Annotated in this window: 26 protein-coding genes and 1 riboswitch; of the genes, 1 reads left to right on the forward strand and 25 read right to left on the reverse strand. The window is 53.0% G+C overall.

Annotated elements, in window-relative coordinates; translation table 11 throughout:
- Positions 1-96 precede the first annotated feature (96 nt).
- The 16 genes from QMO62_RS08640 to QMO62_RS08715 form a co-directional block, all read right to left on the reverse strand.
- Positions 97-786: an SOS response-associated peptidase gene (locus QMO62_RS08640; protein WP_284640322.1), complete on the reverse strand. Its 690-nt coding sequence runs from the start codon at positions 784-786 to the stop codon at positions 97-99.
- Positions 787-812: 26 nt separating this feature from the next.
- Positions 813-1865: an HD-GYP domain-containing protein gene (locus QMO62_RS08645; protein WP_348651699.1), complete on the reverse strand. Its 1053-nt coding sequence runs from the start codon at positions 1863-1865 to the stop codon at positions 813-815.
- Positions 1866-2133: 268 nt separating this feature from the next.
- Complete coding sequence (gene ytfJ, locus QMO62_RS08650; protein WP_284640327.1) at positions 2134-2667, reverse strand: GerW family sporulation protein; 534 nt, start codon at positions 2665-2667, stop codon at positions 2134-2136.
- A gap of 119 nt (positions 2668-2786) precedes the next feature.
- Positions 2787-3491, reverse strand: a complete 705-nt coding sequence (locus QMO62_RS08655) for a DUF2953 domain-containing protein (protein WP_284640329.1) — start codon at positions 3489-3491, stop codon at positions 2787-2789.
- A 423-nt stretch (positions 3492-3914) separates the two neighbouring features.
- Positions 3915-4523, reverse strand: coding sequence for an SMC-Scp complex subunit ScpB (scpB, locus tag QMO62_RS08660; protein ID WP_284640331.1), 609 nt, complete (start codon positions 4521-4523; stop codon positions 3915-3917).
- Complete coding sequence (locus QMO62_RS08665) at positions 4492-5277, reverse strand: segregation and condensation protein A (RefSeq protein ID WP_284640333.1); 786 nt, start codon at positions 5275-5277, stop codon at positions 4492-4494. Before QMO62_RS08665 ends, scpB begins: the two co-directional genes overlap by 32 nt.
- A 41-nt stretch (positions 5278-5318) precedes the next feature.
- Positions 5319-5786 (reverse strand): 6,7-dimethyl-8-ribityllumazine synthase, encoded by a 468-nt coding sequence (ribH, locus tag QMO62_RS08670; RefSeq protein ID WP_284640335.1) that lies wholly within the window; start codon positions 5784-5786, stop codon positions 5319-5321.
- A gap of 30 nt (positions 5787-5816) precedes the next feature.
- A complete protein-coding gene (locus QMO62_RS08675) occupies positions 5817-7037 on the reverse strand; it encodes a bifunctional 3,4-dihydroxy-2-butanone-4-phosphate synthase/GTP cyclohydrolase II (RefSeq protein WP_284640337.1) in 1221 nt (406 codons plus the stop codon).
- A gap of 21 nt (positions 7038-7058) precedes the next feature.
- Positions 7059-7712: a riboflavin synthase gene (ribE, locus tag QMO62_RS08680; RefSeq protein ID WP_284640340.1), complete on the reverse strand. Its 654-nt coding sequence runs from the start codon at positions 7710-7712 to the stop codon at positions 7059-7061.
- 6 nt (positions 7713-7718) lie between these two features.
- Entirely contained in the window at positions 7719-8831 is a 1113-nt protein-coding gene (gene ribD / locus QMO62_RS08685; protein ID WP_284640342.1) for a bifunctional diaminohydroxyphosphoribosylaminopyrimidine deaminase/5-amino-6-(5-phosphoribosylamino)uracil reductase RibD, read from the reverse strand.
- Positions 8832-9214: 383 nt separating this feature from the next.
- A riboswitch (FMN riboswitch) is annotated at positions 9215-9371 on the reverse strand.
- A 185-nt stretch (positions 9372-9556) separates the two neighbouring features.
- Complete coding sequence (locus QMO62_RS08690; RefSeq protein WP_284640344.1) at positions 9557-10126, reverse strand: hypothetical protein; 570 nt, start codon at positions 10124-10126, stop codon at positions 9557-9559.
- A gap of 143 nt (positions 10127-10269) precedes the next feature.
- Complete coding sequence (locus QMO62_RS08695) at positions 10270-10710, reverse strand: peptidylprolyl isomerase (protein WP_284640346.1); 441 nt, start codon at positions 10708-10710, stop codon at positions 10270-10272.
- Between the two features lie 176 nt (positions 10711-10886).
- Positions 10887-12218 (reverse strand): diaminopimelate decarboxylase, encoded by a 1332-nt coding sequence (gene lysA, locus QMO62_RS08700; RefSeq protein WP_284640348.1) that lies wholly within the window; start codon positions 12216-12218, stop codon positions 10887-10889.
- Between the two features lie 81 nt (positions 12219-12299).
- Positions 12300-13988, reverse strand: coding sequence for a spore germination protein (locus QMO62_RS08705; RefSeq protein WP_284640350.1), 1689 nt, complete (start codon positions 13986-13988; stop codon positions 12300-12302).
- A gap of 43 nt (positions 13989-14031) precedes the next feature.
- Positions 14032-14454 (reverse strand): stage V sporulation protein AB, encoded by a 423-nt coding sequence (locus QMO62_RS08710; protein ID WP_284644898.1) that lies wholly within the window; start codon positions 14452-14454, stop codon positions 14032-14034.
- A 5-nt stretch (positions 14455-14459) separates the two neighbouring features.
- Positions 14460-15092, reverse strand: coding sequence for a stage V sporulation protein AA (locus tag QMO62_RS08715; protein WP_284640352.1), 633 nt, complete (start codon positions 15090-15092; stop codon positions 14460-14462).
- 169 nt (positions 15093-15261) lie between these two features.
- On the opposite strand from QMO62_RS08715, the gene QMO62_RS08720 reads away from it, so the two are divergent.
- Entirely contained in the window at positions 15262-15480 is a 219-nt protein-coding gene (locus QMO62_RS08720; RefSeq protein WP_284640354.1) for a DUF378 domain-containing protein, read from the forward strand.
- A 45-nt stretch (positions 15481-15525) separates the two neighbouring features.
- Here QMO62_RS08720 and sigF read toward each other — a convergent pair whose 3' ends face one another.
- From sigF to QMO62_RS08765, 9 genes are all read right to left on the reverse strand, one after another.
- Complete coding sequence (gene sigF, locus QMO62_RS08725) at positions 15526-16281, reverse strand: RNA polymerase sporulation sigma factor SigF (protein ID WP_284640356.1); 756 nt, start codon at positions 16279-16281, stop codon at positions 15526-15528.
- Positions 16282-16371: 90 nt separating this feature from the next.
- A complete protein-coding gene (gene spoIIAB, locus QMO62_RS08730; protein WP_284640358.1) occupies positions 16372-16818 on the reverse strand; it encodes an anti-sigma F factor in 447 nt (148 codons plus the stop codon).
- Positions 16815-17168 carry an anti-sigma F factor antagonist gene (gene spoIIAA / locus QMO62_RS08735; protein ID WP_284640360.1) on the reverse strand — a complete coding sequence of 118 codons (354 nt, stop codon included), beginning with the start codon at positions 17166-17168 and terminating at the stop codon, positions 16815-16817. Before spoIIAA ends, spoIIAB begins: the two co-directional genes overlap by 4 nt.
- 228 nt (positions 17169-17396) lie before the next feature.
- Entirely contained in the window at positions 17397-18578 is a 1182-nt protein-coding gene (locus QMO62_RS08740) for a D-alanyl-D-alanine carboxypeptidase family protein (RefSeq protein WP_284640361.1), read from the reverse strand.
- 151 nt (positions 18579-18729) lie between these two features.
- Positions 18730-20061 (reverse strand): pyrimidine-nucleoside phosphorylase, encoded by a 1332-nt coding sequence (locus QMO62_RS08745; protein WP_284640364.1) that lies wholly within the window; start codon positions 20059-20061, stop codon positions 18730-18732.
- A gap of 122 nt (positions 20062-20183) precedes the next feature.
- Complete coding sequence (locus QMO62_RS08750) at positions 20184-20561, reverse strand: plastocyanin/azurin family copper-binding protein (RefSeq protein ID WP_284640366.1); 378 nt, start codon at positions 20559-20561, stop codon at positions 20184-20186.
- Positions 20562-21106: 545 nt separating this feature from the next.
- Complete coding sequence (locus QMO62_RS08755; RefSeq protein WP_284644899.1) at positions 21107-21490, reverse strand: flagellar protein; 384 nt, start codon at positions 21488-21490, stop codon at positions 21107-21109.
- 434 nt (positions 21491-21924) lie between these two features.
- Positions 21925-22776 (reverse strand): purine-nucleoside phosphorylase, encoded by an 852-nt coding sequence (locus tag QMO62_RS08760; protein WP_284640368.1) that lies wholly within the window; start codon positions 22774-22776, stop codon positions 21925-21927.
- A gap of 46 nt (positions 22777-22822) precedes the next feature.
- Positions 22823-23650, reverse strand: a complete 828-nt coding sequence (locus QMO62_RS08765; protein ID WP_284640369.1) for a purine-nucleoside phosphorylase — start codon at positions 23648-23650, stop codon at positions 22823-22825.
- Positions 23651-23653 lie beyond the last annotated feature (3 nt).

The following is a 23653-nucleotide window of genomic DNA, read 5'->3' on the forward strand; positions in this document are numbered from 1 at the left end:
TGTATATGGCTTATCCATTCGGGATATGTCGGTGCAAGAAAAAACCCTGTGCCTCCCGCAAACGGGTGACACAGGGTTGCATTCGAAGCAGAAACGTTACAGTAAACCCCGCATCGGCTCGATGCAGGCGGGCTCATCCCATCGAACGCTGCCTACTTTGGCGTCGACCTCATAGCTGCGCATCTGATCGGAAGCATAGGGTTGTAGAAGAGAAGTCAGCTCCGAAGAAGCTTGGATTTCCCGATCCAGCCAAAGCTTCTCCCCTTCCGGACTAAGAATGACCGGCATACGATGATGAACCTCCGACACCAGCTCATTGGCGTTGGTCGTTAAGATGGTGCAGGTGTGAAGCTTGCTTCCGTCTGAAGCTGCCCAAGTATCATACAATGCGGCCATTCCAAAGGGCTCGCCCGACCGTAACAGGAATCGGTAAGGCTGCTTTTGTCGTCCGCTTCCCTTCCATTCGTAGAAGCCGTCAGCCGGAATGAGGCAGCGCTTACGCTGAAGCAGCCGTCGAAAAGCAGGCTTCTCGGAGACCGTTTCGGAACGGACGTTCAGCATTCTGGCGCCGGCCCGGTCATCCGAAGCCCAGGAGGGAACAAGTCCCCAGCGAAGCTCTCCGAGCCGGTTCCATGAGGCTTCCCTCCGATCCGTTCCCAGGATGGCAGGAATCCATTGGCCCGGCGCCGCATTATAGCGCGGCTGGTACTTGCCTGGGCGGCTGTCCAGCAAAAACCGCAAAATGAGCTCATCCCATGATACCGTAATAGTGAATCTTCCGCACATAAGGCATCCCCCTCCCGAACCGTCGCTTACAATTCGTCCGCCTGGCTGACAAACACGGTAAGCTTTACAGCCAAATCCACTTCATACGGCTGCGTTAAAGCTCGTCCCTCCGGGTCCGTCAATACGCGAACGACCGGCCTTTGAGGAACATTCGGGTTGATACGCACAACAACCCCTCGCTCCCCTGTGCTGAGCGTTAGCGTTAAGCCAAGAGGATAAACCGCAACGTTGTCCCTGAACATTGAAACCTTCTTGATATCATATAACGTTCCTGCTCCGGCGAACAAAACCTCCAACGCCTGATGCGGCAGCATGGCGTGCCGGTAAGCCCGGTGTGTCGTCATGGCGTCATAACTGTCTATAATGGCAAGCCACTTGGCAAAATCGTGAATCTCCTTGTCCTCAATGCCCCGGGGGTACCCGCTTCCGTCCAGTCGCTCGTGGTGCTGAAAGGCGCAGTGCGCGGCAAGCAGCGGAACGCCGGGCTCGTCCTTCAAGAGCTTATATCCGATTTCCGCATGCTTCTTAATCTCTTCCATTTGTTCTGGGGTCAGCTTACCGTTCTTCTTCAATAAGTCCTGATTGATTTTGGTCTTGCCGATGTCATGCAGCAGCGCCCCCATCGCCAGTGTCCGCAAATCATCTTTACTGTAGCCGTTCGCCATCCCGAGCATCGTCGCATAAATACAAACGTTAAGGGAGTGCTGATAAAGGTAATTATTCATCACGTTCATATTCATGAGCATGATAAGGGTGCCTTGATGGCTGCTGAGATCATCCATAATCATGCTGATCACATTTCCGAAGGCGCGGCCAAGCACCGGTCCCTTAGAAAGCTTCGGCTTGCTGCTTGTTTCCATAAAAGCACGGAAATTTGAACGGACCTCTGTAAGCGCTTTAATTCTTGTTTCATCTGAAATCGGGTCCTCTACCACAACGTCGGAGGTCGCTTCATCCTCGATATAGACAAAATCCACGCCATAATGCACAAGGCGATTGATCAAGGCGACATTCAATTCTACATGGCGGTTCAGCAGCACAAGGCCGTCTTCACTATAAATACATTTACCCAAACGCATTCCGGGTGCACAGGATCGGGTAGGAATCAATCGCACGCTAACGTACCTCTTTTCATCGGGCTAGTCATAAATTTACTATAGACCAACTTGAAAGAAAGAGTCAATGTATTCCTAACCACTCAAAAATATGTAAAGCTGCCCCAAAGGAGCAGCTCGTGTTTTATATCGGTCATTAACCTTTTTCATATGTTCTCTATCTGTCTTGATTATGCCCCATTCGGCTGCGCTCGGCAACCGCATATTGCTGGCAGGTCAAGCAGATTTTGCCTTACACGATGAAGTTCTGATTTTCAATATTCGTTACGTTGGTCGAGCTGGAGCCCGTTGTGCCGGAGGCGGATCCGGTTGTGCCCATTCCGGTAGATGATGCAGCGCCGCCCTTCATCATGGTTTGGATTTTATCCACAACCTGAGGAGCCGAATCGATCAGTCGCTCCAGCAAATGCGTTTGATTGTCAAGCGGTACGATTTTTACTCCTGCCTTGCTTACAACCAGGAATGCGATCGGGGTAATGGACACGCCGCCGCCGCTTCCGCCGCCGAACGGCAAGGCTACATTGGCATTGTGAGCATCGCTGATGCGGCTTGTAGCATTTCCTGTCGTTACAACGGTAGTATCATCTGCAGAAACGAATTCGCTGCCTCCGGCGGCAAAGCCGAAGCCTACTTTACTGATCGGCATAATGACGCTGCCGTCCGGTGTTTCTACAGGATCGCCGACGATCGTATTTACGTCGACCATTTCTTTAATGTTTTCCATGGCCGTCTTCATTAAGCCTTGAATCGGATGTTCTGTCGCCATTGCTGTTCCCTCCTAAGACTGAATGTAAAAGACTAAGCAGTTTTAAAATTCCCTACAGAGAGAAAGAGTATTCTCTGTGGTCTTATCATATCGTTGCCAGCGATCGCGTCGGCTATGCATTAGGTCTTATGGAGAGGTCTGGCATGTATTGCCTTTTGAATGACCTGCTGCCATACCTTCATGCCGCCCTTAACTTTAGTTACGCGAAGGAGCAAGGATACTAAGCCTACCATAAGATGCCAGTTCCGCAGGTACAGCAAACCCTTCGCTACCGAAGTAAACTCCGTCTGATTGAAATTTGGAACCACATTCAGCCGCGGCTGCGTCTCCAAGCGTATATATCGGAAGGCAAAGCCGAGGAACGAGCTCTTCAGTCCCCAAACCATACCTGTTGTGACAGCCGTGCTGGGGGCGTCCCCTACTCCTACCTTCGTGGTCCACTGGAAATCCGTACATCGTACATGCGACAGCATGCCGGTCAGCCATCTGTTGAATTGGAACGTATGGCGGAGCAGATCCTTCAAATCCTCGAAGGCGTTCTTAATATTCTCGCCTGTAATGTTCGGCTCCCCTTCGGCAAGCAGGCTGCCCTGTGAACGATTGACGGTTTCCAGCTTCATTTCCACCCCTTCCGAGAAGTTTTTGAACTTTACAAAGGGAATATGGAGACGGTATTTAAACAAGCCGAACAATCCCTTCACATCCACAACGGCTTCGTCGTTCTCTCCCTGCCGGGCAGCGGAGAAACGAATCTGCAGGCTGCTTGCCAAAACGATAAAGATGATCAACAGCACCAAAGCTAAGAGGACCCAGAGCCAAAGCATATGTTTTCCTCCTCCTTTAAAAGCAAAAAAACTCCCGATCCACGGAAGCATCAAGCTTCTGTTCTCGAAAGTTAGTATGACCCACAGCTGCCAAAACATGCGTTATTCAGTTGCGGCTGCGGTTGCTGCCGATAACCGTCACGCCGCTGCTTAGTTGTGCTGCAGCTTCACAACGATGAGAACCGTATCCCCGGTGCTCAGGATCCGCTTGGCTGCGGCGTTAACGCGAAAAAATCACTTTACACAGTAGAGTTCAGACGAATGTCGACCAGTAGCGTTATAAAATCATCTTACAACCCCTGATACCATTGATGCGCGGGGAAAATTCCACCTGTAAACACAAAAAATCACCTTACCATTCCTCCATGCGCCTAGCATGAGCTTGTAAGGTGATTTTTTCATTTTATATGGTTGCGTGCTTGGCTATTCCGGCTCCCCGACCTCCTCGAAGGTGAGCTGCTTCCCATCGAGCTTCTCGAACAAAAGACGGGTCTCCTCTTCCAGGTTGTCGTCACTTTCGAACATCGCGGTCTCCGGTAGATCCTGAATGCTAGGTAAGGCAAAATAATCGAGAAACGCCTTTGTCGTCCCATACAGGATCGGTCGTCCAGGTGCATCGGCCCGGTCCACCTCCTGGATCAAATCCTTAGCCACGAGCGTTTGCAGGGCCCTATCCGATTTGACGCCGCGAATTTCTTCGATATCCACCCTTGTTATGGGCTGCTTATAAGCAATGATAGCCAAGGTTTCCAGCGCCGCTTGCGATAAGGAAGAGCGGGATGGGGAATAGGCCAGCCGTTCAAAGTAAGGCGCATGCTCGGGCAATGTAGCGAGCTGAAAGGTTCCGGCCATCTCAACAATCTGCATGCCCCGCCCGTCTCGTTTCAAATCGGCTTGGAGCTCATAGACCAAATCTCGGACAAAGGCGGCATCCTGCTCCAGCACCTCGGATAACTGACGGGCGTCAAGGCCCTCATCCCCAGCCGCGAACAGCAAGCCTTCAATAATTGATTTCAGCTGTCCAAAATCCATCCGTTGCTCCATCCTCTCTTGCCTGTATCACAATATCGTCAAATAAACGATGCTGATAGCAAACGATCTTCTTCACTTTCATCAGCTCCAGCAGCGCAAGGAAGGTAACAACGATCGTATCCTTCGTCGCCTTCTCGTCGATCAGCTTGGAGAATACCACCTTGCCGCCGGTGCGGGTTAACACGTCGAGCACCTCAACCATGCGATCCTTGACCGAAATTTCGTCTTTGCGGATTTTGGCAATCGTGTTCCGGCTTTGCATTCGGCGCATGGCTTTATGGAAAGCCCGGACCAAGTCGCCCACATGCAGGCCCTTAACCGGATTTTCTATCGTTGCCGGAACGAACGGCGTCAAATCCTCGGGCTCTCGCGTATAAATCAAGCTGCGTTCCGTCTCCTTGTCCCGGAGATGGTCGGCAATCGCTTTATACTTTCGATATTCGATCAGCTTGGCGACGAGCTCCGCCCGCGGATCGTAATCATCGTCCATCATATAATCATCATACTCAAGCTCAATGACCGGCGGCTTCGGCAGCAGCATTTTGCTTTTGATCGATAACAGCGTGGCCGCCATAACCAGAAATTCGCTGGTTACCTCAAGCTCAAGCTCCTGCATCGCGTCCAGATAAGACATGTATTGATCGGTGATGTCCTTGATCGGAATGTCGTAAATATCAACTTCCGCTTTATCGATCAGATGGAGCAGTAAATCCAGGGGGCCCTCGAACGTTTCCAGCTTCACCGTTACCTTCACCTTGTTCTTTGTTCCCCCTTACTGCCCTTCAGCTTGAAATATTAGGAAAATTGCTTCGTTAAATTGGCCATCTCGATAGCGGTTACCGCCGCTTCCCAGCCTTTGTTGCCGGCCTTGGTTCCGGCACGCTCTACGGCTTGCTCGATGGAATCCGTTGTCAGCACGCCGAAGATGGTCGGTACGCCGGTTTTCAGCGCGATCGCCGCAACGCCCTTCGCCGCTTCATTGCATACATAGTCAAAATGCGGAGTAGATCCGCGGATTACCGCACCCAGCGTGATGACAGCGTCATACTTGCCGCTCTCCGCCATCTTCTGAGCAATCAACGGAAGCTCGAAAGCACCCGGCACCCAAGCAATCTCGACTTCATCCTCTTGCACTCCGTGACGCTTCAACGCGTCTTGCGCTCCGGCAAGCAGCTTGCCGGTAATAAATTCATTAAAACGGCCTACTACGATTCCGTATTTCAATCCTTGCGATACTAAATGTCCCTCGTATACTTTCGCCATGTGTGTCACAACATCCTTTCGACAAAGAAATTATTTTTCGTTGGAAAAATCAAGCAGGTGTCCCAGCTTGGCTTGCTTCGTGTGCAAATAGTTCGTATTGTCCTCGTTCGCTTCCATTTGGATCGGAACGCGCTCTACCACTTCGAGACCATAGCCTTCCAGTCCCTTGATTTTACGCGGGTTGTTCGTCAGCAATCGAATTTGGCGAACGCCGACATCCTTGAGGATTTGAGCGCCGATTCCATAGTCGCGCAAATCCGCCGCGAAGCCAAGCTTCAAGTTGGCGTCCACGGTATCCAGCCCTTCCTCCTGCAGCACATAAGCCTTCAGCTTGTTGATGAGTCCGATGCCTCGGCCCTCCTGGCGCATATAGAGCAGAACGCCGGAGCCCTCCTCGTTGATTTGCTTCAGTGCGGCAGCCAGCTGCGGACCGCAATCGCAGCGGTGCGAGTGGAATACATCGCCGGTCAAGCATTCCGAGTGTACGCGGACAAGCACAGGCTTATCGCTGTCGATTTGACCTTTGACCAAAGCGACATGCTCTTTGTTGTCAATCTGGTTCGTATACGCAATCGCCTGGAAGTCGCCGAAATCGGTTGGAAGCCTTACCTCAACCTCGCGGTTGACCAGCCTTTCTTTTTGATTGCGGTATTGAATCAGATCGGCAATGGTGATGATCTTCAGGTCATGCTGACGGCTGATTTCCATAAGGTCCGGAACCCGCGCCATTTCTCCGTCTTCCTTGATGACCTCGCAGATCACGGCGGCCGGATAGGATCCGCACATTCTCGCCAAATCTACCGCCGCCTCGGTATGCCCGGTCCGTCGGAGTACACCTCCGTTCTTCGCAATCAGCGGGAAGATATGCCCCGGGCGCCGAAAGTGCTGCGGCTTCGTCTTGGGGTCAATCAGCGACTTTATCGTATACGAGCGTTCCGCAGCTGAAATCCCTGTCGTCGTCTCGATGTGATCCACGGAAACTGTGAACGCCGTTCCGTGATAATCCGTATTCCGCTGTACCATCGGAGGCAGATCCAGCTCCTGGGCCCGCTCCTGGGTGATAGGGGCACAGACGAGGCCGCGGCCTTCCTTGATCATAAAGTTAATGACCTCCGGCGTCGCTTTCTCCGCCAGAGCCACGAAGTCGCCTTCGTTCTCGCGATCCTCGTCGTCCACGACGATGATCACTTTACCCATCATCAGGTCATAGATCGCTTCTTCTATCCGATGGAATTTAATCGGTTCCGTCATCGCTCCCACACTCCTTTTCTCTTACATAAATCCGTGCTCCGCCAGGAACGCTTCCGACAGCTGACTGCCGCCTTTAGGGGCGGTTCGTCCCTGAAGCAGCTTTTCGATATATTTTCCCAACACATCGCACTCCAAATTCACCTCGTCGCCCGCCTTCTTGAATTGAAGCACCGTTTCAGCGAGGGTATGCGGGATGATCGAGACCGTGAACGAGCGCTCGGTGACCTGCACCACCGTTAAGCTGATGCCGTCAATGGTAATGGAGCCGTGGTCGATCACATACCGCAAAATGCCGGTATCCGCAGGCTCCACTCGAAATACGACCGCATTCTCTTCGGGAACCTTGGCCGTAATCGTTCCTGTGGAGTCGACGTGCCCTTGCACGATATGTCCGCCGAAACGTCCGTTCGCCGCCATCGCCCGTTCCAGGTTCACCGGCGCTCCGACGGAAAGGCGCTCCAGGTTGGTCCGCCGAAACGTTTCGGGCATGACGTCAACGGAGAACGAGCTGTCATTGAACGCTACGACGGTCAGGCACACGCCATTGACCGAGATGCTGTCCCCCAGCTTGACGTCCTCCAAGATCTTCTTCGCCCCGATCGTCAGGACCATCGCCTGGCCTTGCTTGGTGATTCGTTTCATGACGCCCAGCTCTTCAATAATGCCGGTAAACATCGCGTCTCAGTCCTCCTTTCCGTATACCGGATAGCCCGTGATGCAAATGTCATCGTCCATGTTCTGCACCTGCATCCGGTCGAGGGTGATCGCCTCGTTCATCTTGGCGAAGCCGGGGAAGTCAAAGTTCCCCGGCGCGGCAGCCCCGCCGCCGATAATCTTCGGTGCGTAGAATAGCACCAGCTTGTTGATCAGGCGCTGCTCCAGCATCGCGCCGTTCAGCTTCCCGCCGCCCTCGAGCAGCACGCTGGCGAGCTCCAGCTCGCCGAGCCGCGCCATGGCGGCGCGCAGATCGACTGCCGGCCCCGGGCCGCAGTCGAGCACCGTCACGCCGCGCGCTTCGAGCTCGCGGCGCTTATGCGCCGGCGCCTGCTCGGTCGTCAGGACGACCGTCGGCGCGGCGCCGTCCCGCACGAGCGCAGCGTCGTGCGGCAGCTTCAGCGTCGAGTCGACGACGACGCGCGTGGGGTGCAGACCCGGCACGGGGAGCCGGGTCGTCAGGGACGGGTCATCGGCAAGCACCGTGCCGATGCCGACCAGGATCGCCTGGTGGCGGTGGCGCAGCGTGTGGACGAACGAACGGGACGTGCCGTTCGTGATCCACTTGCTGTCGCCCGTGTGCGCGGCGATCTTGCCGTCCAGCGTGCTGGCGGTCTTCAAGGTGACGAAGGGGCGGCGCGTGAGGATGAAATGGTTGAACACTTCGTTCAACCGGACCGCCTCGCGCTCCAGCACCCCTACCGTCACCTCGAGACCGTGCTCACGCAGGCGCCGGATCCCGCTGCCGGCTACCAGCGGGTTCGGATCGGTGCACGCGACGACGACGCGCTTCACCTTCTCGCTGACGAGCCGATCGCTGCAGGGAGGCGTCTTGCCGTGGTGGCTGCAGGGCTCCAGCGTCACATACGCCGTGCTGCCCTCCGCTTCGCTTCCGGCCATGCGCAGCGCCTGGATCTCCGCATGCGCCTCGCCTCGGCGCAAATGCGCGCCCATACCCACTATGCGCCCGTCCTTCACCAGTACGCAGCCGACGACGGGGTTAATGCCTGTCTGTCCGGTCGCCGCTTCCGCCATCTGCAAGGCAAGTCGCATGTAATACTCGTCGTTCAGCAGCTCCATCTGCGTTCCTCCATTCTCCAGCAGCGGTCACGGGTAACAAAAAAAGCCCGATCAGGCACAAGGAGTAAAGGCACATCTCCTTGGCAAGGGGCTTGGCTTCTTTGGGAATGCGTATGAAACCATACGTGTACGAAAAACATACGACATCGGCAGCAGCTTATAGCCTGACCTAGCGGTGACCTGGCTGCCCTTAACGCCCATACGGAAAAAACCGTGCCCAATACAAAAACTGGCACTCCCGTTGATTGCGATAAAGAGACAATGGTCTCGCTCCCGGCTCAGCTTCATCTCACAGGGAATTAGCCCTACCGTAGCCGGGTCATCCTATCCATGTGAAATCCTGCACAACCTGCGTCGATATGTAACTGACTGTCTTCGCACGCTTTCCCCTTCTCCCATCCAGACTATACTGTCGGTCTCGGAATTGCACCGAGTCCACCGGCTGCGCGTAAGCGCGGCACGGGTCACGGACTGAATAAGCGCCAACGGGCTGCTTATATCACCGCCGGTAGGGAATTTCACCCTGCCCCGAAGTGGTTGCGAATCTATATGGGAATCGAAGATTCCGCATAATATGGAATAATAACACTGTAAAAATAATATTGCAACAATTTTCTTACTTTTTGTTAGTAACCCGCTTCGGCTAAAAAAAGAAAGCCCTCCATCCGTTCCCGGTTCAAGGGCTCGCCTGACTTTCGTTATGACTGTTCATATACCGCCAGCATTTAGTTTAAGGCTAACTCTTTACGGTGATCATGGTCGTGCAGTGCATGTACATGCTTATCCATGGGATTAATTGAAGCTTCGTTGTCCTTTATATGGAACAAGCCGAACAATTTTTCCCTCTTTTCAAATACATACTGAAATCCATATAAGATAAAGGCTTTATAAAAGAAATACAAAAAGAATTGAAATTCATTAAACCTAACTAATTTAAATAATTTAAATTTTGTAAACAACCTTGTAAGCGGAAATACAAAAATGGCTTGAAATAGAGCATTCAGCGCAATAAACTTTTTAAAATTACCGTAGGTCCATTTTAATGAAAATAAAGACATGACTAACATGGGGCCGATGAGAAATGGAAGTTCATTGGAAACGGTAGACTTCGGTTTATTATAGAAAGACCACCATCTGCGTTTTTTACCGATTTGGATATCAAAGCAGGTTAAAAGGATGGTAAAGAGCGTTGCTGGAAAAAACCTTCTCAGGCTCCGTTTTCCTACTAGGGGAAGTGTTAGCCATGATAGTAAGACCATCGAAATATTAAATATCCATTGATTTTTTAACGACATATCTTCCCTTCACTCCTTTGTATCTTAGAATTTACCTGCCTGATTCAAAGTATTCCTTTCTATTTTACGGCCAGTTTAGCTTACTACACCAAACCACACAAAAAAAAGGGACACATCAAGTGTCCCTCATAAGAAATAGGTTCTTACGCTTCGTCCCAAACCTTAACTTCTTTCATCTTGGAGCCTTGCCTTACTTGGTCGATGTGCTCCATCCCTTCGGTCACTTTACCGAATACGGTATGCTGCTTGTCCAAGTGAGGCTGCGGAGCGTAACAGATGTAGAACTGGCTGCCGCCCGTATTGCGTCCGGCATGGGCCATAGCCAGCGTGCCGCGCTCATGCTTGGAGGTGTTCGTCGCTACCTCGCAGTTGATCGTGTAGCCCGGGCCGCCGGTGCCAGTGCCGTGAGGGCAGCCGCCTTGCGCTACGAAGCCCGGAATGACACGATGGAAGGTAAGGCCGTTATAGAAACCCTCGTTCGCCAGCTTTTCGAAGTTAGCGACGGTGTTCGGTGCTTCGTCCGGGAAAAATTCGATGTGAACCTTGTTGCCGTTTTCGAGCTCGATGGTACCTTTTTTCGCCATGGTATTGACTCCTTTAATCCGTGATATAGTCCATACGTTGCAGGGAACGCAGGTATGTATTTCCTTTCCATTCTACTATGAATCGCCCGGCAAACACAAATTCCGAGGCTTTAGCTAAGCACGCTGCTCTCCGCCAAAAGGTAAAAACCCGAGGCAATGCCTCGGGCTCTCGGTCACTAGCAAGATCGGGTAACCTGCTTCATCCGTTCAGGAATCAAGTCGTTGCCGACCAGATGCTCGTAGGATTCCCGCTTCACGACAACATCCGCTTGCCCGTCCTTGACGAAAACGACGGCCGGGCGGCGAATCCGGTTATAATTGCTGGCCATCGCATAATTATAGGCTCCAGTACAGGCAACCGCAAGCAAATCGCCGGTTTGCACCTTCGGAAGCTCCACATCCCAGATGAGCATATCACCGGATTCGCAGCATTTGCCGGCAATCGAGACGACTTCCTCGCAAGAAGCTTCCGCGCGGTTCGCAAGCATCGCTTCATAACGCGCTTCGTAGAGCGCCGGACGCGGGTTATCCGTCATGCCGCCGTCTACAGAGACATATTTGCGAACGCCGGGAATGTCCTTATGCGTTCCCACGGTGTAAAGCGTCGTCCCGGAGTCCCCCACGATGCTGCGGCCCGGTTCCGTCCAAATTTCCGGCAGCGGGTACGCATGCTTGGTGAAGTGCTCCTTGATGGAGCCCGTAATCGCCGCTACATACTCGGCAACCGGCAGAGGGGTATCTCCCTCTACATAACGGATTCCGAAGCCTCCCCCGAGATTGATGACGGAGAAGGTAATGTCGAGCTCATCCCGAACTTTAACGGAGAAGGCAGCCACCTTATCGACCGCGAGTTTGAAGCCCTCGACCTCAAAAATTTGCGAGCCGATATGAGAATGGATGCCGAGCAGCTCCAAATGCGAAAGCTCGTGTGCCGTCTTCACAGCCTCATAAGCCGCTCCGTTGCCCATATCAAAGCCGAATTTGGAGTCGGTCTGCCCTGTCGAAATAAACTCGTGGGTGTGAGCCTCGACCCCTGGCGTCAGTCTAAGTAGCACCTTCACCACAACCCGCTTCTCCGCCGCAATGGCGTTCAGCATATGAAGCTCTACCGTGTTGTCGACCACAAAGCACCCGATGCCGGCATCAATCGCCATTTCAATCTCATGGGGCGACTTGTTGTTTCCGTGGAAATGAATTCGTTCTACAGGAAACCCTGCCTGCATGGCGGTATAAAGCTCGCCGTCGGATACTACGTCCAGCGACATGCCCTCCTCTTCCACAATACGGCACATGGCCATTACACAGAACGCCTTGCTGGCATAAGCCACTTGAAATTTCAAACCGGAGGCGCGAAACGCCTCCATATATTCACGGCAGCGCTGCCGGATCAGAGCTTCATCCATAATATATAACGGCGTGCCGAACCTCTCAGCCAGCTCAACCGTGTCGCACCCGCCGATTTCCAGATGCCCGTTCGCGTTAATCGTACTCGTCCCATGTAGGTACATATGCTGTTCTCCTCTTCCCTCAAGACATTACTACTAAAGTACCATATGCCTCGGGAGATGACAACACCAAACCGGTTAGGTTTATTGCGGCTGCCGCGTTCGATCGTAAGGCTTCGTTAAGCTTAGTCTTGTCCTCTCGGACATAAACGGGCGTCGAATGACAATATCAAACAGCGCTTTTGCATTAAACGGGATAAACGGCCAAAAATACGGCGAATTATAGGAACGCTGCAGTGTGAGCAGCAGCACCCATAGCGTTGAGCCGATGACAAGCCCCGGAACCTTAAAAATGGCTGTCGCCACCAGCAGCCCCAGCCGATACAGCCGGTTTGCAAGGCTGAGCTCGTAGCTTGGCGTCGCGAACGTGCCTACCGCGGCAACCGCCAAATACAGGATCACCTCTTTGACGAAAAAGCCGGTCTCTACGGCCACATCTCCGATCAGAATGGCAGCTACGAGCCCCATTGCGGTTGCCAGCGGAGAGGGGGTATGCACAGCCGCCATCCGCATGAGATCAATACCGAACTCCGCAATCAGGAACTGGCCTAACAGCGGAATTTTCGCATCCTTGGTCGGGCCCAGAAATTCAAGCCCAGCCGGCTTCAGCTCGGGAGATGTCACCATCAGCATCCATAACGGCAGCAGGAAGAGCGACATAAGGATGCCTGCAAAACGCACCCATCTCAAATAAGTACCGACCATGGGGGTTTGGCGATATTCCTCCGCATGCTGCACATGATGGAAGAAGGACGTCGGCAAAATGATGACGGATGGAGACGTATCGACGAACACGGCGATGTGTCCCTCCAGCAGATGTACCGACAAAACGTCCGGACGCTCGGTGTAGCGAACCATAGGATACGGATTCCAGCTCTTCCCTACGATGGCCTCCTCCAGCTGCTTCTCCGCAAGCGGAATCCCATCTACCTTAATAGCATCGATTTTTTTCCGGACCGCCTTGACCAGCTCCATATCGCATACATCCTGTATGTAAGCGATACATACGTTCGTTTTGGTCCGTTCGCCGACCTTGGTCATTTCCAGCTTCAGTCTGGGATCGCGAATTCGCCGGCGAACTAAGGTAACATTCGTCAGGAGCGTTTCCACGAAGCCGTCCCGGGATCCCCGGACGACGCGCTCCAGATCCGGCTCCTCCGTAGAACGGACAGGGAAATTTTTCGCATCCACAAGGAGTGCCTCTGTTTTCCCCTCGAAGAACAGTGCGGTACCGCCCATTGCGACGTAATCAATCGCCTCGTTAAGGCTGCTTGTTTGGGACACCTGAACATGGGGAATGAGCGCCTGATCGAACAAAGCAAGCACATTATGGTGATGCTTGATCTCCTGATTCGCGTAGGACAAGCGCTCCAGCACCATGGTCAAAACGTTGTCCTTTGCGAATCCGTTATAATAGAAAATTCCGGTGCGCTGCCCGCCGAATACCATTTCGCGGAACACGACGTCAAAGCTTTTGTTCAGCCCGACCTTCTCCTCCAATTCTCTCTTCAGTATCGCGAAATCCGAATATATTGCATCCTCCGCTTTCAGCTTCTGCTCCCGTGTCGTTAAAATTTCGTCCGAGCGAGATTCGGGGCTGCTGCCTTGAGCTTCTTTTTTCGGCTTGGCTTCGATCTCTTGCGTAGCGGCTTGCGTTTCATGACCCGCTTCGGTGACTGGCCCTACGATGTTTCCTTCCTTGTCGATCGCAAGCTTCGGCAGCTCCTTATCCTTGGAGCTTTTCACCGGCTTCGCACGCCGAATGATTCTCATGCTGACAACCTTCCTTTCCTTCTTATGTCCTGGGGTCCCTGTCCTATTTTAAAATGTGCAGCCAATCGATCAGCGATCCGCAGACCTTGCCCAAAATCATCGCCATGAGCAGCCACAGCATGTAAGCGTGCAGCCCTACCCTCTTGGCCAAAATGGGGAGCACATTGATCACCTCGGTTAGCGCGGCGGCGAGCATACCGACAAAGGCTCCTGCGAATATGCCGAACACTGCGGCGGCCATCGGAAAAAACCGGTACGACCACTGGAAAAAATCCGTTAATGTAAAAAACAGCGAGCCGGCTACCACCGCTCCCTCATAACGACGGATGTGCTTGTAGGAGCCGGTAATTTGTACCAGACGCGGAATGATATCGAGGACGACCAGAAAAGCTACCATACCGCTCCCCACGGCAATTCCTCCGGCCAGCCCTATAAAAACCACGAGCAGATCGGACAAAAGCTCCATCGCATTCATGGCGACTCCTTCTTCTCGTGAAGCTTCGCATATTCTTCATTGATTACATAATCATTCACGCTCTCCTGGTACATATACATCTCTACCTCGAGGGGACTTGGCTCTTCATTGAATTTTTTCTGAAAAAGATGGTTGAAAAATAAAATCATCCCCAAGCCGATGCCGAAGGAGTACGGAATTTGCAGCAGCAGCGGATATTCCACCTCTCTGCCGGTGAGCAGCGCATAAATCCTGCGATGCACATGGGCCATGCTGACATCGGCATGAAAGTTCATGATCGCCAGACCCGAACCGACAAAAAGAAGGGTCCAAACGAGTACAATGATGATCAGCTTCGGCTTTTTCACTGTTTCCGTCACTTCAACAAGTACATGCGGCTCTCCGAAATGTTCGATTTGCAAATGCGGAAACGCCTGCTTTACCTTTTGTACAATCAGCATCATATCCAGAAGCACGCGGTTGCCTTCCTCCGGCTTCGGCCTGCAAAGCACCAGGTCCTTAATCCGGGCTTCCTGCTCCGGTTCAGCCAGAAGCTGGGCCACATCCCCTAAGCGAATGACCTCCCCGCGGCGAATTTGCATTTTTTTGCGCAGACGAATGTATAACGTAGGATTGGAAGCGGTCTGCAACGGTAAGTCACTCCCTTCCTGCATTTACCCGTAGTATGGAAGACAATCCAGCAATCTAAACCGGCAGGAGATTGCCAAAAAATTCTCCTTTCCCTTTGCATAAACGGCTCTTTCCCATGGAATAGTAAGGACAAGCACAACATAAACCAAACGATGGAAGGTGACACTCATGGCTAAAGCAGCATTGATCTTGACAATCATCGGTGCCCTCAATTGGCTTCTCGTCGGGTTGTTCGAATGGGATTTGGTCGCTGCCTTGCTTGGCGGTGATTCCCACCGTGAATCCTCGGGACTCAGCCGAATCGTTTATACTTTGGTTGGAATTGCCGGCTTGATCAGCACCCGTTTCCTGGCAGTAGATACAGATCGTCGTCGTACGAACGTTTAATGAAATACCGGAGTCTTTCCGCACGAAAAAAAAAGACCAGACAGCTTATTGAGCTATCTGGTCTTTTATCGATTGCAATATTTTTTTCTCCAAACGTGATACCTGCACCTGCGATATGCCTAACCGATTGGCTACCTCCGATTGCGTCTGATCCCGGAAATAACGGAGATACACAATCAGCCGCTCCCTCTCGCTCAGCGCACCGATCGCTTCGTTCAGCGCCAGCTTCTCAAACCAGCGGTCTTGGGAGTCGTCGGAGATTTGATCCATCAGCGTAATGGGATCCCCGTCATTCTCAAAGACCGTCTCATGTATGGAAGACAGCGGCTTGTTGGCTTCCTGCGCAAATACGACGTCCTCGGGAGTAATCTGCAGCTCCTCCGCCACTTCTTTAATCGTCGGCAAACGGCCCAATCTTTTGGAAAGCTCATCCTTCGTCTTCCGTATTTTGTTCGCCGTCTCTTTCAGGGAACGGCTGACCTTAAGCGTCCCGTCATCGCGCAGGAATCGCTGAATTTCCCCGATAATCATCGGCACCGCGTAGGTCGAGAACTTGACATCGTACGAAAGGTCGAACTTATCCACGGATTTGAGCAAGCCGATACAGCCGATCTGGAACAAATCCTCCGCCTCGTAGCCCCGGTTCAAAAAGCGCTGTACAACGGACCAGACGAGGCGTATGTTGGAGTTCACCAGCCGCTCCCGGGCCAGCGCATCCCCGGATTGGCTCAGTGCAATCAAACGCTTGACCTCGGTGTCGTCCAAATAGCTGTGTGAGGCATGCTTTAAGTCTACGTCCATAGCAACAGACCCCATTCCTGATCGGATTTCTCAGGATGGCAATCCCGCTTCGTTACCCATCCTTCTCGGTTTTCCATGCGACATTGCCCTCTAGTTAAACAAAGCTTTTTTCGATTCGATTCGCTTCTTCATCTTGATTCTGGTCCCAACGCCGGGTGCCGTGGTGACTTCCACCTCATCCATAAAATTCTCCATGATGGTGAAGCCCATGCCCGAACGCTCCAGCTCCGGCTTCGACGTGTAGAGCGGCTGCTTGGCCTGCTCCAGGTCCTCAATGCCCAAGCCTTGATCTTCCACGGTAATGTATACCGTATCATGCTCGATTTCGGCCGAGATGGTCACGATCCCGTCAGGACGGTTGTCGTAAGCATGAATAATCGAGTTGGTCACGGCCTCGGATACGACCGTTTTAATATCGGTCAGCTCATCCATCGTAGGGTCAAGCTGCGAAACGAATGCGGCAACGGTTACACGGGCGAACGATTCATTCTCCGAACGGCTCGCAAATTGCAGAGTCATAAAATTCCGCTCACTCATGATACGACCTCCAAACTGGTTAACGCTTGTCTTTCGTTATCCTGGATGGACAAAATTTTAAACAACCCTGACATCTCGAACAATCGATATACGGAAGGGTTTACATCGCATACGACCATTTTCCCGCCTTTGGCGGTAATTTGCTTATAACGTCCAAGAATGACCCCAAGACCGGAGCTATCCATGAATGACAGATGCTTCAGACTAAGGACGATGTGGGTGCAATCGCTGCGCAGCATCGCTTCCTCCATCCGCTGCTTGACGGTTTCGGCGGTATGATGATCAAGCTCACCTTTCAGCCGTACAATCAGTGCTCTTCGGTAATGTTCCAGTTCTATCTGCAGACTCAAGCTGCTCACTCCTTCCCCGTTGCTGCGGTACCGGCGATGATCCGCCCTCCGCAGTCAACCTTGTGCCCATTACTTTCTACGCCGGGATTTCCAAATCCTGCCCCCCGACAAAACTAGAAGAAAAGTGCTACAAAAAGAAGAAAAGCGACAACTTGTGCAGGGAGAAAAAGATACAAAAATCCCCGATGATGCTTTAGAAGCCTTGCCATCAACGGGGATTCTAGGATGCTAATCTAAGAAGAACAGCTTCTTCGTCGTCCGCTTCATGAGCGTCCACCAGCCGGCCTTCTGCACATCAACCGGCGATTCGATCGGGAACTCCTTCAATACTTGATCATCCTTGTACACTACGATCTTGCCAATGATTTGTCCTACCTGGATCGGTGCTTTCAGCTCCGGATCGATTTGAACCTCATGACGGATGCCGCTTGCCGCATCACCCTTTTTCAGCAAAATGCTGTAAGGGTGCTTTGCCGTCAGCTGCAGCATCGGCTGCTCGCCCTTGCTGATCTCGAAATCTCCGAGCACGTCGCCTGTCTTGTAGATCGGATGGTTCGTATATTGGGAGAAAGCATAATCGAACAGCTTGGTTACTTCGGCGTTGCGCGTCTTCGTATCCGGTTCGCCCATCACGACGGAAATGACGCGGAAATGATCCCGCTTGGCCGTGGCCGATAAGCAAAATTTCGCTTCACTGGTGTACCCCGTCTTCAGGCCGTCTGCCCCTGTGTAGAAGCGAACCAATTTATTCGTATTCACCAGCCAGAACGGCTTGGCGGTATCTTTGCGGAGATAATCCTGATATTGTCCGGTAAACTGGGTAATTTCCTCGTGCTTCAGCAGCTCTTGAGACATGATGGCGATATCATACGCAGAGGATACATGCCCTTCGGCCGGAAGCCCATTGGTGTTCACGAAGTGCGTGTTCTTCATGCCGAGCTCTTTCGCCTTCTCGTTCATCATTTGAACGAAGCCTTGCTCGGAGCCGCCGATCTTCTCAGCCATCGCCACCGAAGCGTCGTTCCCCGAGGCCATCGCGATGCCCTTGAGCATATCGTGAACGGTCATTTCCTCGCCGGGCTCCAGGAAAATCTGAGAGCCTCCCATCGAAGCGGCATATTCACTGGTGCGGACCTTCTCGTCCATCTTGATTTTGCCTTGATCGATCGCCTCCATGATCAGCAGCATCGTCATGATTTTGGTGATACTGGCAGGCGGCAGCTTCGCGTCCTTGTTCTTCTCGAAAATGACGGTTCCGGTGTCAGCGTCAATAATGACGGCGGAGGTTGCGTTCGGGGCCAAATCGACCGCTTGCGGCTCCGCTTTCTTCTCCTCCGCAAGCGCGGCTGGAATGGCAAGCATCAGCACCAATTGGACAACTAGCGCACATTTCCATACTCTGTTCCACATACCTGTTCTACCCCTCCTGATAATCGCAGCTTCATTCGTAATGATCAAACTGCTAATCATTGTTGACGATTTCCGTGGAAAATATTCCATAGACCGAGGGATTTAGGAAAAACAAAAAAAGCCTTTCCTAAGAAAGGCTGAAAAGGCTTAGTTATTTTCGCTCGACGCCGTGCTTGGTCACCACGGCGTACAGCAGCGGCTGCGCAGCCGGAGGCGTCTGCTGCAGCGTGATCGCCTGCAGCGCCTGCTGTCCGAAGCGCTCAGCCGCACTTGGATCGCTGCTGTTCAGGTGCAGCTCCAGCAGCGGCTCGCCCGCTGCGACCGGCTGGCCGACCCGCTTCAGCAGCCGAATCCCGACCGCAAGGTCAATGCGGTCCTCCTTCATTGCTCGGCCGGCGCCGAGCAGCATCGCCGTGACGCCGAGCGCCTCGGCGTCAATGCGCCCCACGTACCCGCCTGCGGCTGCGGGTACGGGGATCACGAACGCCGCCTGCGGCAGGCGTTCGGGCTCGTCTACGACGCGCGCGTCCCCGCCTTGCGCGTCGATGAATTGGCGCAGCTTCGCGAGCGCTGCGCCGCTGTCCAGCAGCTCGCGCACTCGCTGCTGCGCTTCCGCGTACGTGCCGGCCTTGCCGCCCAGCTGCACCATGTGGGCAGCCAGCTCCAGGCACAGCTCGGTCAGCTCCCGCGGACCCCGGCCGCTCAGCGTATCGATTGCCTCGCGCACCTCCAGAGCATTACCGATCGACGGTCCCAGCGGCTCATCCATGTTCGTGATGAGCGCGATCGTCTCCCGTCCGACCTCGGTACCGATCGCAACCATTGCCTGGGCCAGCTCGATCGAAGCGTCGAGCGATTTCATGAAGGCACCCCGGCCGGTTTTCACGTCGAGTACGATCGCATCGGCGCCGGAAGCGATTTTCTTGCTCATGATGGAGCTCGCGATGAGCGGAACCGATTCGACCGTAGCCGTTACATCGCGCAGGCCGTACAGCTTTTTATCCGCAGGCGTCATGTTGCCCGATTGTCCTACTACCGCAAGACCGATATCGCGGACCTGGGAAAGAAACTGCTCCTTCGTCCGCTCCACCTGAAAGCCGGGAATGGCCTCCAGCTTATCGATGGTGCCGCCGGTATGTCCCAGTCCGCGGCCCGACATTTTCGCTACAGGCACTCCGGCCGCAGCCACCAGCGGCGCCAGCACCAGCGTCGTCGTGTCGCCTACGCCGCCGGTGGAGTGCTTATCCACCTTCACCCCGGGAATGGAGCTAAGATCGGCCTGCTCTCCGGAGCGTGCCATGGCCATCGTGAGGTCCGCCGTCTCCCTTGAGGTCATCCCTCGGAAGTACACGGCCATAGCCCACGCCGCCATTTGGTAATCCGGTATCGTTCCTGTCGAATACCCCTCAATGAGGTAATCGATCTCCGCCTTCGTAAGCTCTTGCCCGTCCCGTTTCTTATGTATCAAATCCACTGTTCTCATGGCCATCACCTCATGATTATCCGATATATCCCGTATTATATGCCTCTCCCGGCCAAAAGAAAAGGAAGCCCGTCTGCCGCAGCTTCGCCGCAGCCTTCGAACTTCCCTTTTCCTTCGCTCTATTATTGCACGATGAGCTTCGTTACCATTTGAGCATGGCCTGGACCACACGGCAGCGCGCAAATCACTTCGTACGTGCCTGGCTTGTCGAAGGTCACTTCCATCGACTTGGTGTTGTTGTCGAGCTTCACGTTCAAGCCTTTGATTTCAACGGCGTGAAGACCTTCCTTGTTTTGCAGGGAAACGGTCATCTTCTCACCGGCTTTCACTGTGTATTCCGGCTTATCGAATTGGTAGTTCGACGCTACGAATTTCAGCGAAGGACCTGCTTGAGCCTGGTGTGCCGCTTCCTGCTGGCGTACCGAAATGTTCTGGAACAGAACGCCCGTACCGAGCAGACAAGCAACGATGAATAGTGTAAACATAAGCCACTTTTGCATTGGTATTTCCCCCCTTACTGTTCACCCTGAAGGACGTATAGTCCTATTGTACATAATGAAAATAACTTTACACATGCCTTTTGTTGACGAACGCGTGAACACTTTGTGACAAAAATGTTCACAGAGGCAGCTTCATCCTAGGACATTTTAGCATAGATTTTCTAAAACGACAAAATCGCCGTCTCGCCTCTTCGCCGAAAATACAAAACCGGCCAGTCCGGCCGGTCTTTTATAAAATCTCTATGTACTAATCCATACTTTCGGTGCATACATGATCTAATCATCTTCAATGGCACATTTCTGCAAAAATACAATTTTCCCCGAAGAACTATATCAATATCAAGAAGTTTTCTGCGTTTATACAACATTCCAAGACCTAGTTGCCTGTTTTCAGTCATCGTGCTCGATCAAAGATGCCTACTCGCACAAATCTCGTACTGAACTTCACTTGGGATCGTCAATTTCTGCACTATAGCAGCTTTTTGCATCCCTTGCCCGACACGTGACGGCCGGCATAGCCGTTCGCAGAAGTGCATTCATGTCTTCTACCGGTCGCGATAATGAAAAACGTTAGCCCTCTGCTTGGCTTCTCTCTCGTTCATTCGTTGGATGTCTTCCGTAATTCTTGCACGGCAATGGGCACAAAGCTGGTGCTGCCGAATACGGCCTCCGCAAGAGCTGCAGGCATAAGTCAAATTCGGATGACTATACAGCGGCAGCCGGCTCTCCTTGATAAAAGCGGTAAGCTGCGCTTCCGTAATTCCTGTGGCCTCTATCAGCTCCTCATTGGTAGCCTTACGATGATCCCGCAAATAAGTATGGCAAGCATTCAACAAGTTGTCATGCGCTGCGGTGCAATCCTTGCACATATTTCTTATATTTTTCTGATACACCTTGCCGCATTTCGGACAATGGGCTACCATCAGCATACTCAATAGAGGTCACTCCCTCACCTAATAAATGTCTCGACATTCGAGGGGACTATAGGATTAGTTCTTTGTGACTAATTATAACATGGACCCTATTTCCAGTATAGATACATAGGCACAGAAAATACTAAATTCGTTTTTAGATTGTATGCACCTCGGAGGTGAATCGAATGGGCGACAAACAGCAGGGTCATGGCAACCAGAACACAACCACCCGCACAGAGGACAAAAGCTCTAAAAAGTCGAAGTAAGCTTGAAAAGAAGGGAGCCTGATCCAGGATCACAGCTCCCTCTTCTTCTGCCTTCCATGTCTATAACAAGGAAATATCCCCATTTATTTCTATTCCTTCCGACCGGAAGTTATAACTCCCAAAAAGAAAAGGCCGTCTCCCCCGATCGTGTTAACCGTCCGGGAGAAAGCAGCCTTCTAAGAACTACAAATTCACTTCGGAGACGAAACGTTTCACCAGCTCGATAAACACCGGCTTCGTCCGGTTCGCTACCGCCACCACCTGCTCGTGAGTCAGCGGCTCCAATTCCTCCCCGATCGCCATGTCCGTAATGCAGGATATACCCAGCACTCGCAAGCCGGCGTGACGCGCCGCGATCACCTCTCCGACCGTGGACATCCCTACCGCATCTCCGCCCAGCTTCGCCAGCATGGTGAGCTCTGCGGGCGGCAAGTAATTCGGGCCGGTAATCCCGCTGTATACACCCTCCTGCAAGCGAATCGCTTCGCCGCGCTCCTGTCCCATTTGCTCTGCAATCCTTTTGGCAACCGCGCGGAACTCCCTGTTATATGCTTCGGACATATCCGGGAAGCGTACGCCCAACTCAGGGTGATTCGGCCCGATTAACGGGTTATCTCCCGTCATGTTGAGATGATCGGAGATCAGCATCAAGTCTCCCGCCTGGAAGGTACGGTTCATGCCCCCGGCCGCATTGGTGATGACAAGCGCCTGCACGCCGAGCTGCTTCATCACGTAGATCGGGAAGACGACCTTCTTCATAGAGTAGCCCTCATAATAATGGAACCGGCCCTGCATGACGATGACCTGCTTGCCTCCGAGAGCTCCGATCACAAACTGTCCGGCATGTCCTTCCACCGTGGACACCGGGAAGTGCGGCACCTCATCGTAAGGAATGACGACGGGGTTCTCAACCTGCTCCGCCAAATCGCCGAGACCGGAGCCGAGCACCATGCCGATCGCCAGCTCTCTTCCTTGCGTCCGCTGACGAATCCAGTCAGAGGCTTCCTTAATTTGCTCTATGTATGTTTTTTCCATCGTATTCGCTCCTTGTATACACTGGCATTGGAGACTGCTTCACCCGTCACAGCTTCTCTATAATTCCAAGAACGAGCTTTAAAAACTTCGGCTTTACCCGCTCGGTCGTTTCCATTACCTCCTGATGGGATAAGGGCTGATCCAATATCCCTGCAGCCATATTGCTGATACAAGAGAAGCCCAGCACCTCGATACCCGCATGCCTTGCCACAATCACCTCAGGCACCGTCGACATCCCCACCGCGTCGCCGCCTAGGGCGCGCAGCATGCGGATTTCGGCAGGCGTCTCATAGGTGGGGCCCAACAGACCGGCGTAGACCCCTTCCTGAAGCGTCAAGCCTTGACTATCGGCGACCTCTCTCGCCGTATCGCGCAGCCGCTTGCTGTACGCCTCCGACATATCCGGAAAACGGACGCCGAGCTCTGCGAAATTCGGACCGATCAACGGATTGCGGAACGTAAAGTTGATATGGTCCTTAATCAGCATTAAGTCGCCCACCTCGAACGAGGTGCTGATACCGCCGGCCGCATTGGTCACAATCAGCTTGCTGACGCCGAGCTGCTTCATGACCCGCACAGGAAACGAGACGGTGTCTCCGTCATAGCCCTCATACTGATGGAACCGGCCCTTCATGAGCAGCACATGGCGGCCTGCAATCGTACCGAGCAGCAGCTCCCCGGCGTGTCCTTCTACGGTAGACACCGGAAAATGCGGAATCCGGTCGTACTCGACCACGACGGCATTTTCAACCAGATCGGAAATGACGCCGAGACCCGAGCCAAGAATCAGGCCGATATCGGGCGTATGCGGATATAACCCTTGAATATAGGCTGCCGCTTCACTGATTTTTTCAAGATATGTTTTGGTTTGCATTTG

This window comes from Paenibacillus silviterrae (assembly GCF_030167925.1).
Taxonomy (GTDB): Bacteria; Bacillota; Bacilli; order Paenibacillales; family NBRC-103111; genus Paenibacillus_G; species Paenibacillus_G silviterrae.

What these genes read in the sequence shown, in the direction of transcription:
- QMO62_RS08745 (WP_284640364.1), bottom strand. Translation starts at nt 20,061, where the DNA reads ATGAGAACAGTGGATTTGATACATAAGAAACGGGACGGGCAAGAGCTT.
- QMO62_RS08720 (WP_284640354.1), top strand. Translation starts at nt 15,262, where the DNA reads ATGGCTAAAGCAGCATTGATCTTGACAATCATCGGTGCCCTCAATTGG.
- QMO62_RS08740 (WP_284640361.1), bottom strand. Translation starts at nt 18,578, where the DNA reads ATGTGGAACAGAGTATGGAAATGTGCGCTAGTTGTCCAATTGGTGCTG.
- QMO62_RS08645 (WP_348651699.1), bottom strand. Translation starts at nt 1,865, where the DNA reads ATGCGTTTGGGTAAATGTATTTATAGTGAAGACGGCCTTGTGCTGCTG.
- QMO62_RS08690 (WP_284640344.1), bottom strand. Translation starts at nt 10,126, where the DNA reads ATGTCGTTAAAAAATCAATGGATATTTAATATTTCGATGGTCTTACTA.
- QMO62_RS08640 (WP_284640322.1), bottom strand. Translation starts at nt 786, where the DNA reads ATGTGCGGAAGATTCACTATTACGGTATCATGGGATGAGCTCATTTTG.
- scpB (WP_284640331.1), bottom strand. Translation starts at nt 4,523, where the DNA reads ATGGATTTTGGACAGCTGAAATCAATTATTGAAGGCTTGCTGTTCGCG.
- lysA (WP_284640348.1), bottom strand. Translation starts at nt 12,218, where the DNA reads ATGTACCTACATGGGACGAGTACGATTAACGCGAACGGGCATCTGGAA.
- QMO62_RS08755 (WP_284644899.1), bottom strand. Translation starts at nt 21,490, where the DNA reads ATGCTGATGGTAGCCCATTGTCCGAAATGCGGCAAGGTGTATCAGAAA.
- ytfJ (WP_284640327.1), bottom strand. Translation starts at nt 2,667, where the DNA reads ATGGCGACAGAACATCCGATTCAAGGCTTAATGAAGACGGCCATGGAA.
- QMO62_RS08765 (WP_284640369.1), bottom strand. Translation starts at nt 23,650, where the DNA reads ATGCAAACCAAAACATATCTTGAAAAAATCAGTGAAGCGGCAGCCTAT.
- QMO62_RS08750 (WP_284640366.1), bottom strand. Translation starts at nt 20,561, where the DNA reads ATGCAAAAGTGGCTTATGTTTACACTATTCATCGTTGCTTGTCTGCTC.
- QMO62_RS08655 (WP_284640329.1), bottom strand. Translation starts at nt 3,491, where the DNA reads ATGCTTTGGCTCTGGGTCCTCTTAGCTTTGGTGCTGTTGATCATCTTT.
- sigF (WP_284640356.1), bottom strand. Translation starts at nt 16,281, where the DNA reads ATGGACGTAGACTTAAAGCATGCCTCACACAGCTATTTGGACGACACC.
- ribD (WP_284640342.1), bottom strand. Translation starts at nt 8,831, where the DNA reads ATGGAGCTGCTGAACGACGAGTATTACATGCGACTTGCCTTGCAGATG.
- QMO62_RS08710 (WP_284644898.1), bottom strand. Translation starts at nt 14,454, where the DNA reads ATGGAGCTTTTGTCCGATCTGCTCGTGGTTTTTATAGGGCTGGCCGGA.
- QMO62_RS08675 (WP_284640337.1), bottom strand. Translation starts at nt 7,037, where the DNA reads ATGACGGAACCGATTAAATTCCATCGGATAGAAGAAGCGATCTATGAC.
- ribE (WP_284640340.1), bottom strand. Translation starts at nt 7,712, where the DNA reads ATGTTTACCGGCATTATTGAAGAGCTGGGCGTCATGAAACGAATCACC.
- spoIIAB (WP_284640358.1), bottom strand. Translation starts at nt 16,818, where the DNA reads ATGAGTGAGCGGAATTTTATGACTCTGCAATTTGCGAGCCGTTCGGAG.
- ribH (WP_284640335.1), bottom strand. Translation starts at nt 5,786, where the DNA reads ATGGCGAAAGTATACGAGGGACATTTAGTATCGCAAGGATTGAAATAC.
- QMO62_RS08695 (WP_284640346.1), bottom strand. Translation starts at nt 10,710, where the DNA reads ATGGCGAAAAAAGGTACCATCGAGCTCGAAAACGGCAACAAGGTTCAC.
- QMO62_RS08760 (WP_284640368.1), bottom strand. Translation starts at nt 22,776, where the DNA reads ATGGAAAAAACATACATAGAGCAAATTAAGGAAGCCTCTGACTGGATT.
- QMO62_RS08705 (WP_284640350.1), bottom strand. Translation starts at nt 13,988, where the DNA reads ATGAGAATCATTCGGCGTGCGAAGCCGGTGAAAAGCTCCAAGGATAAG.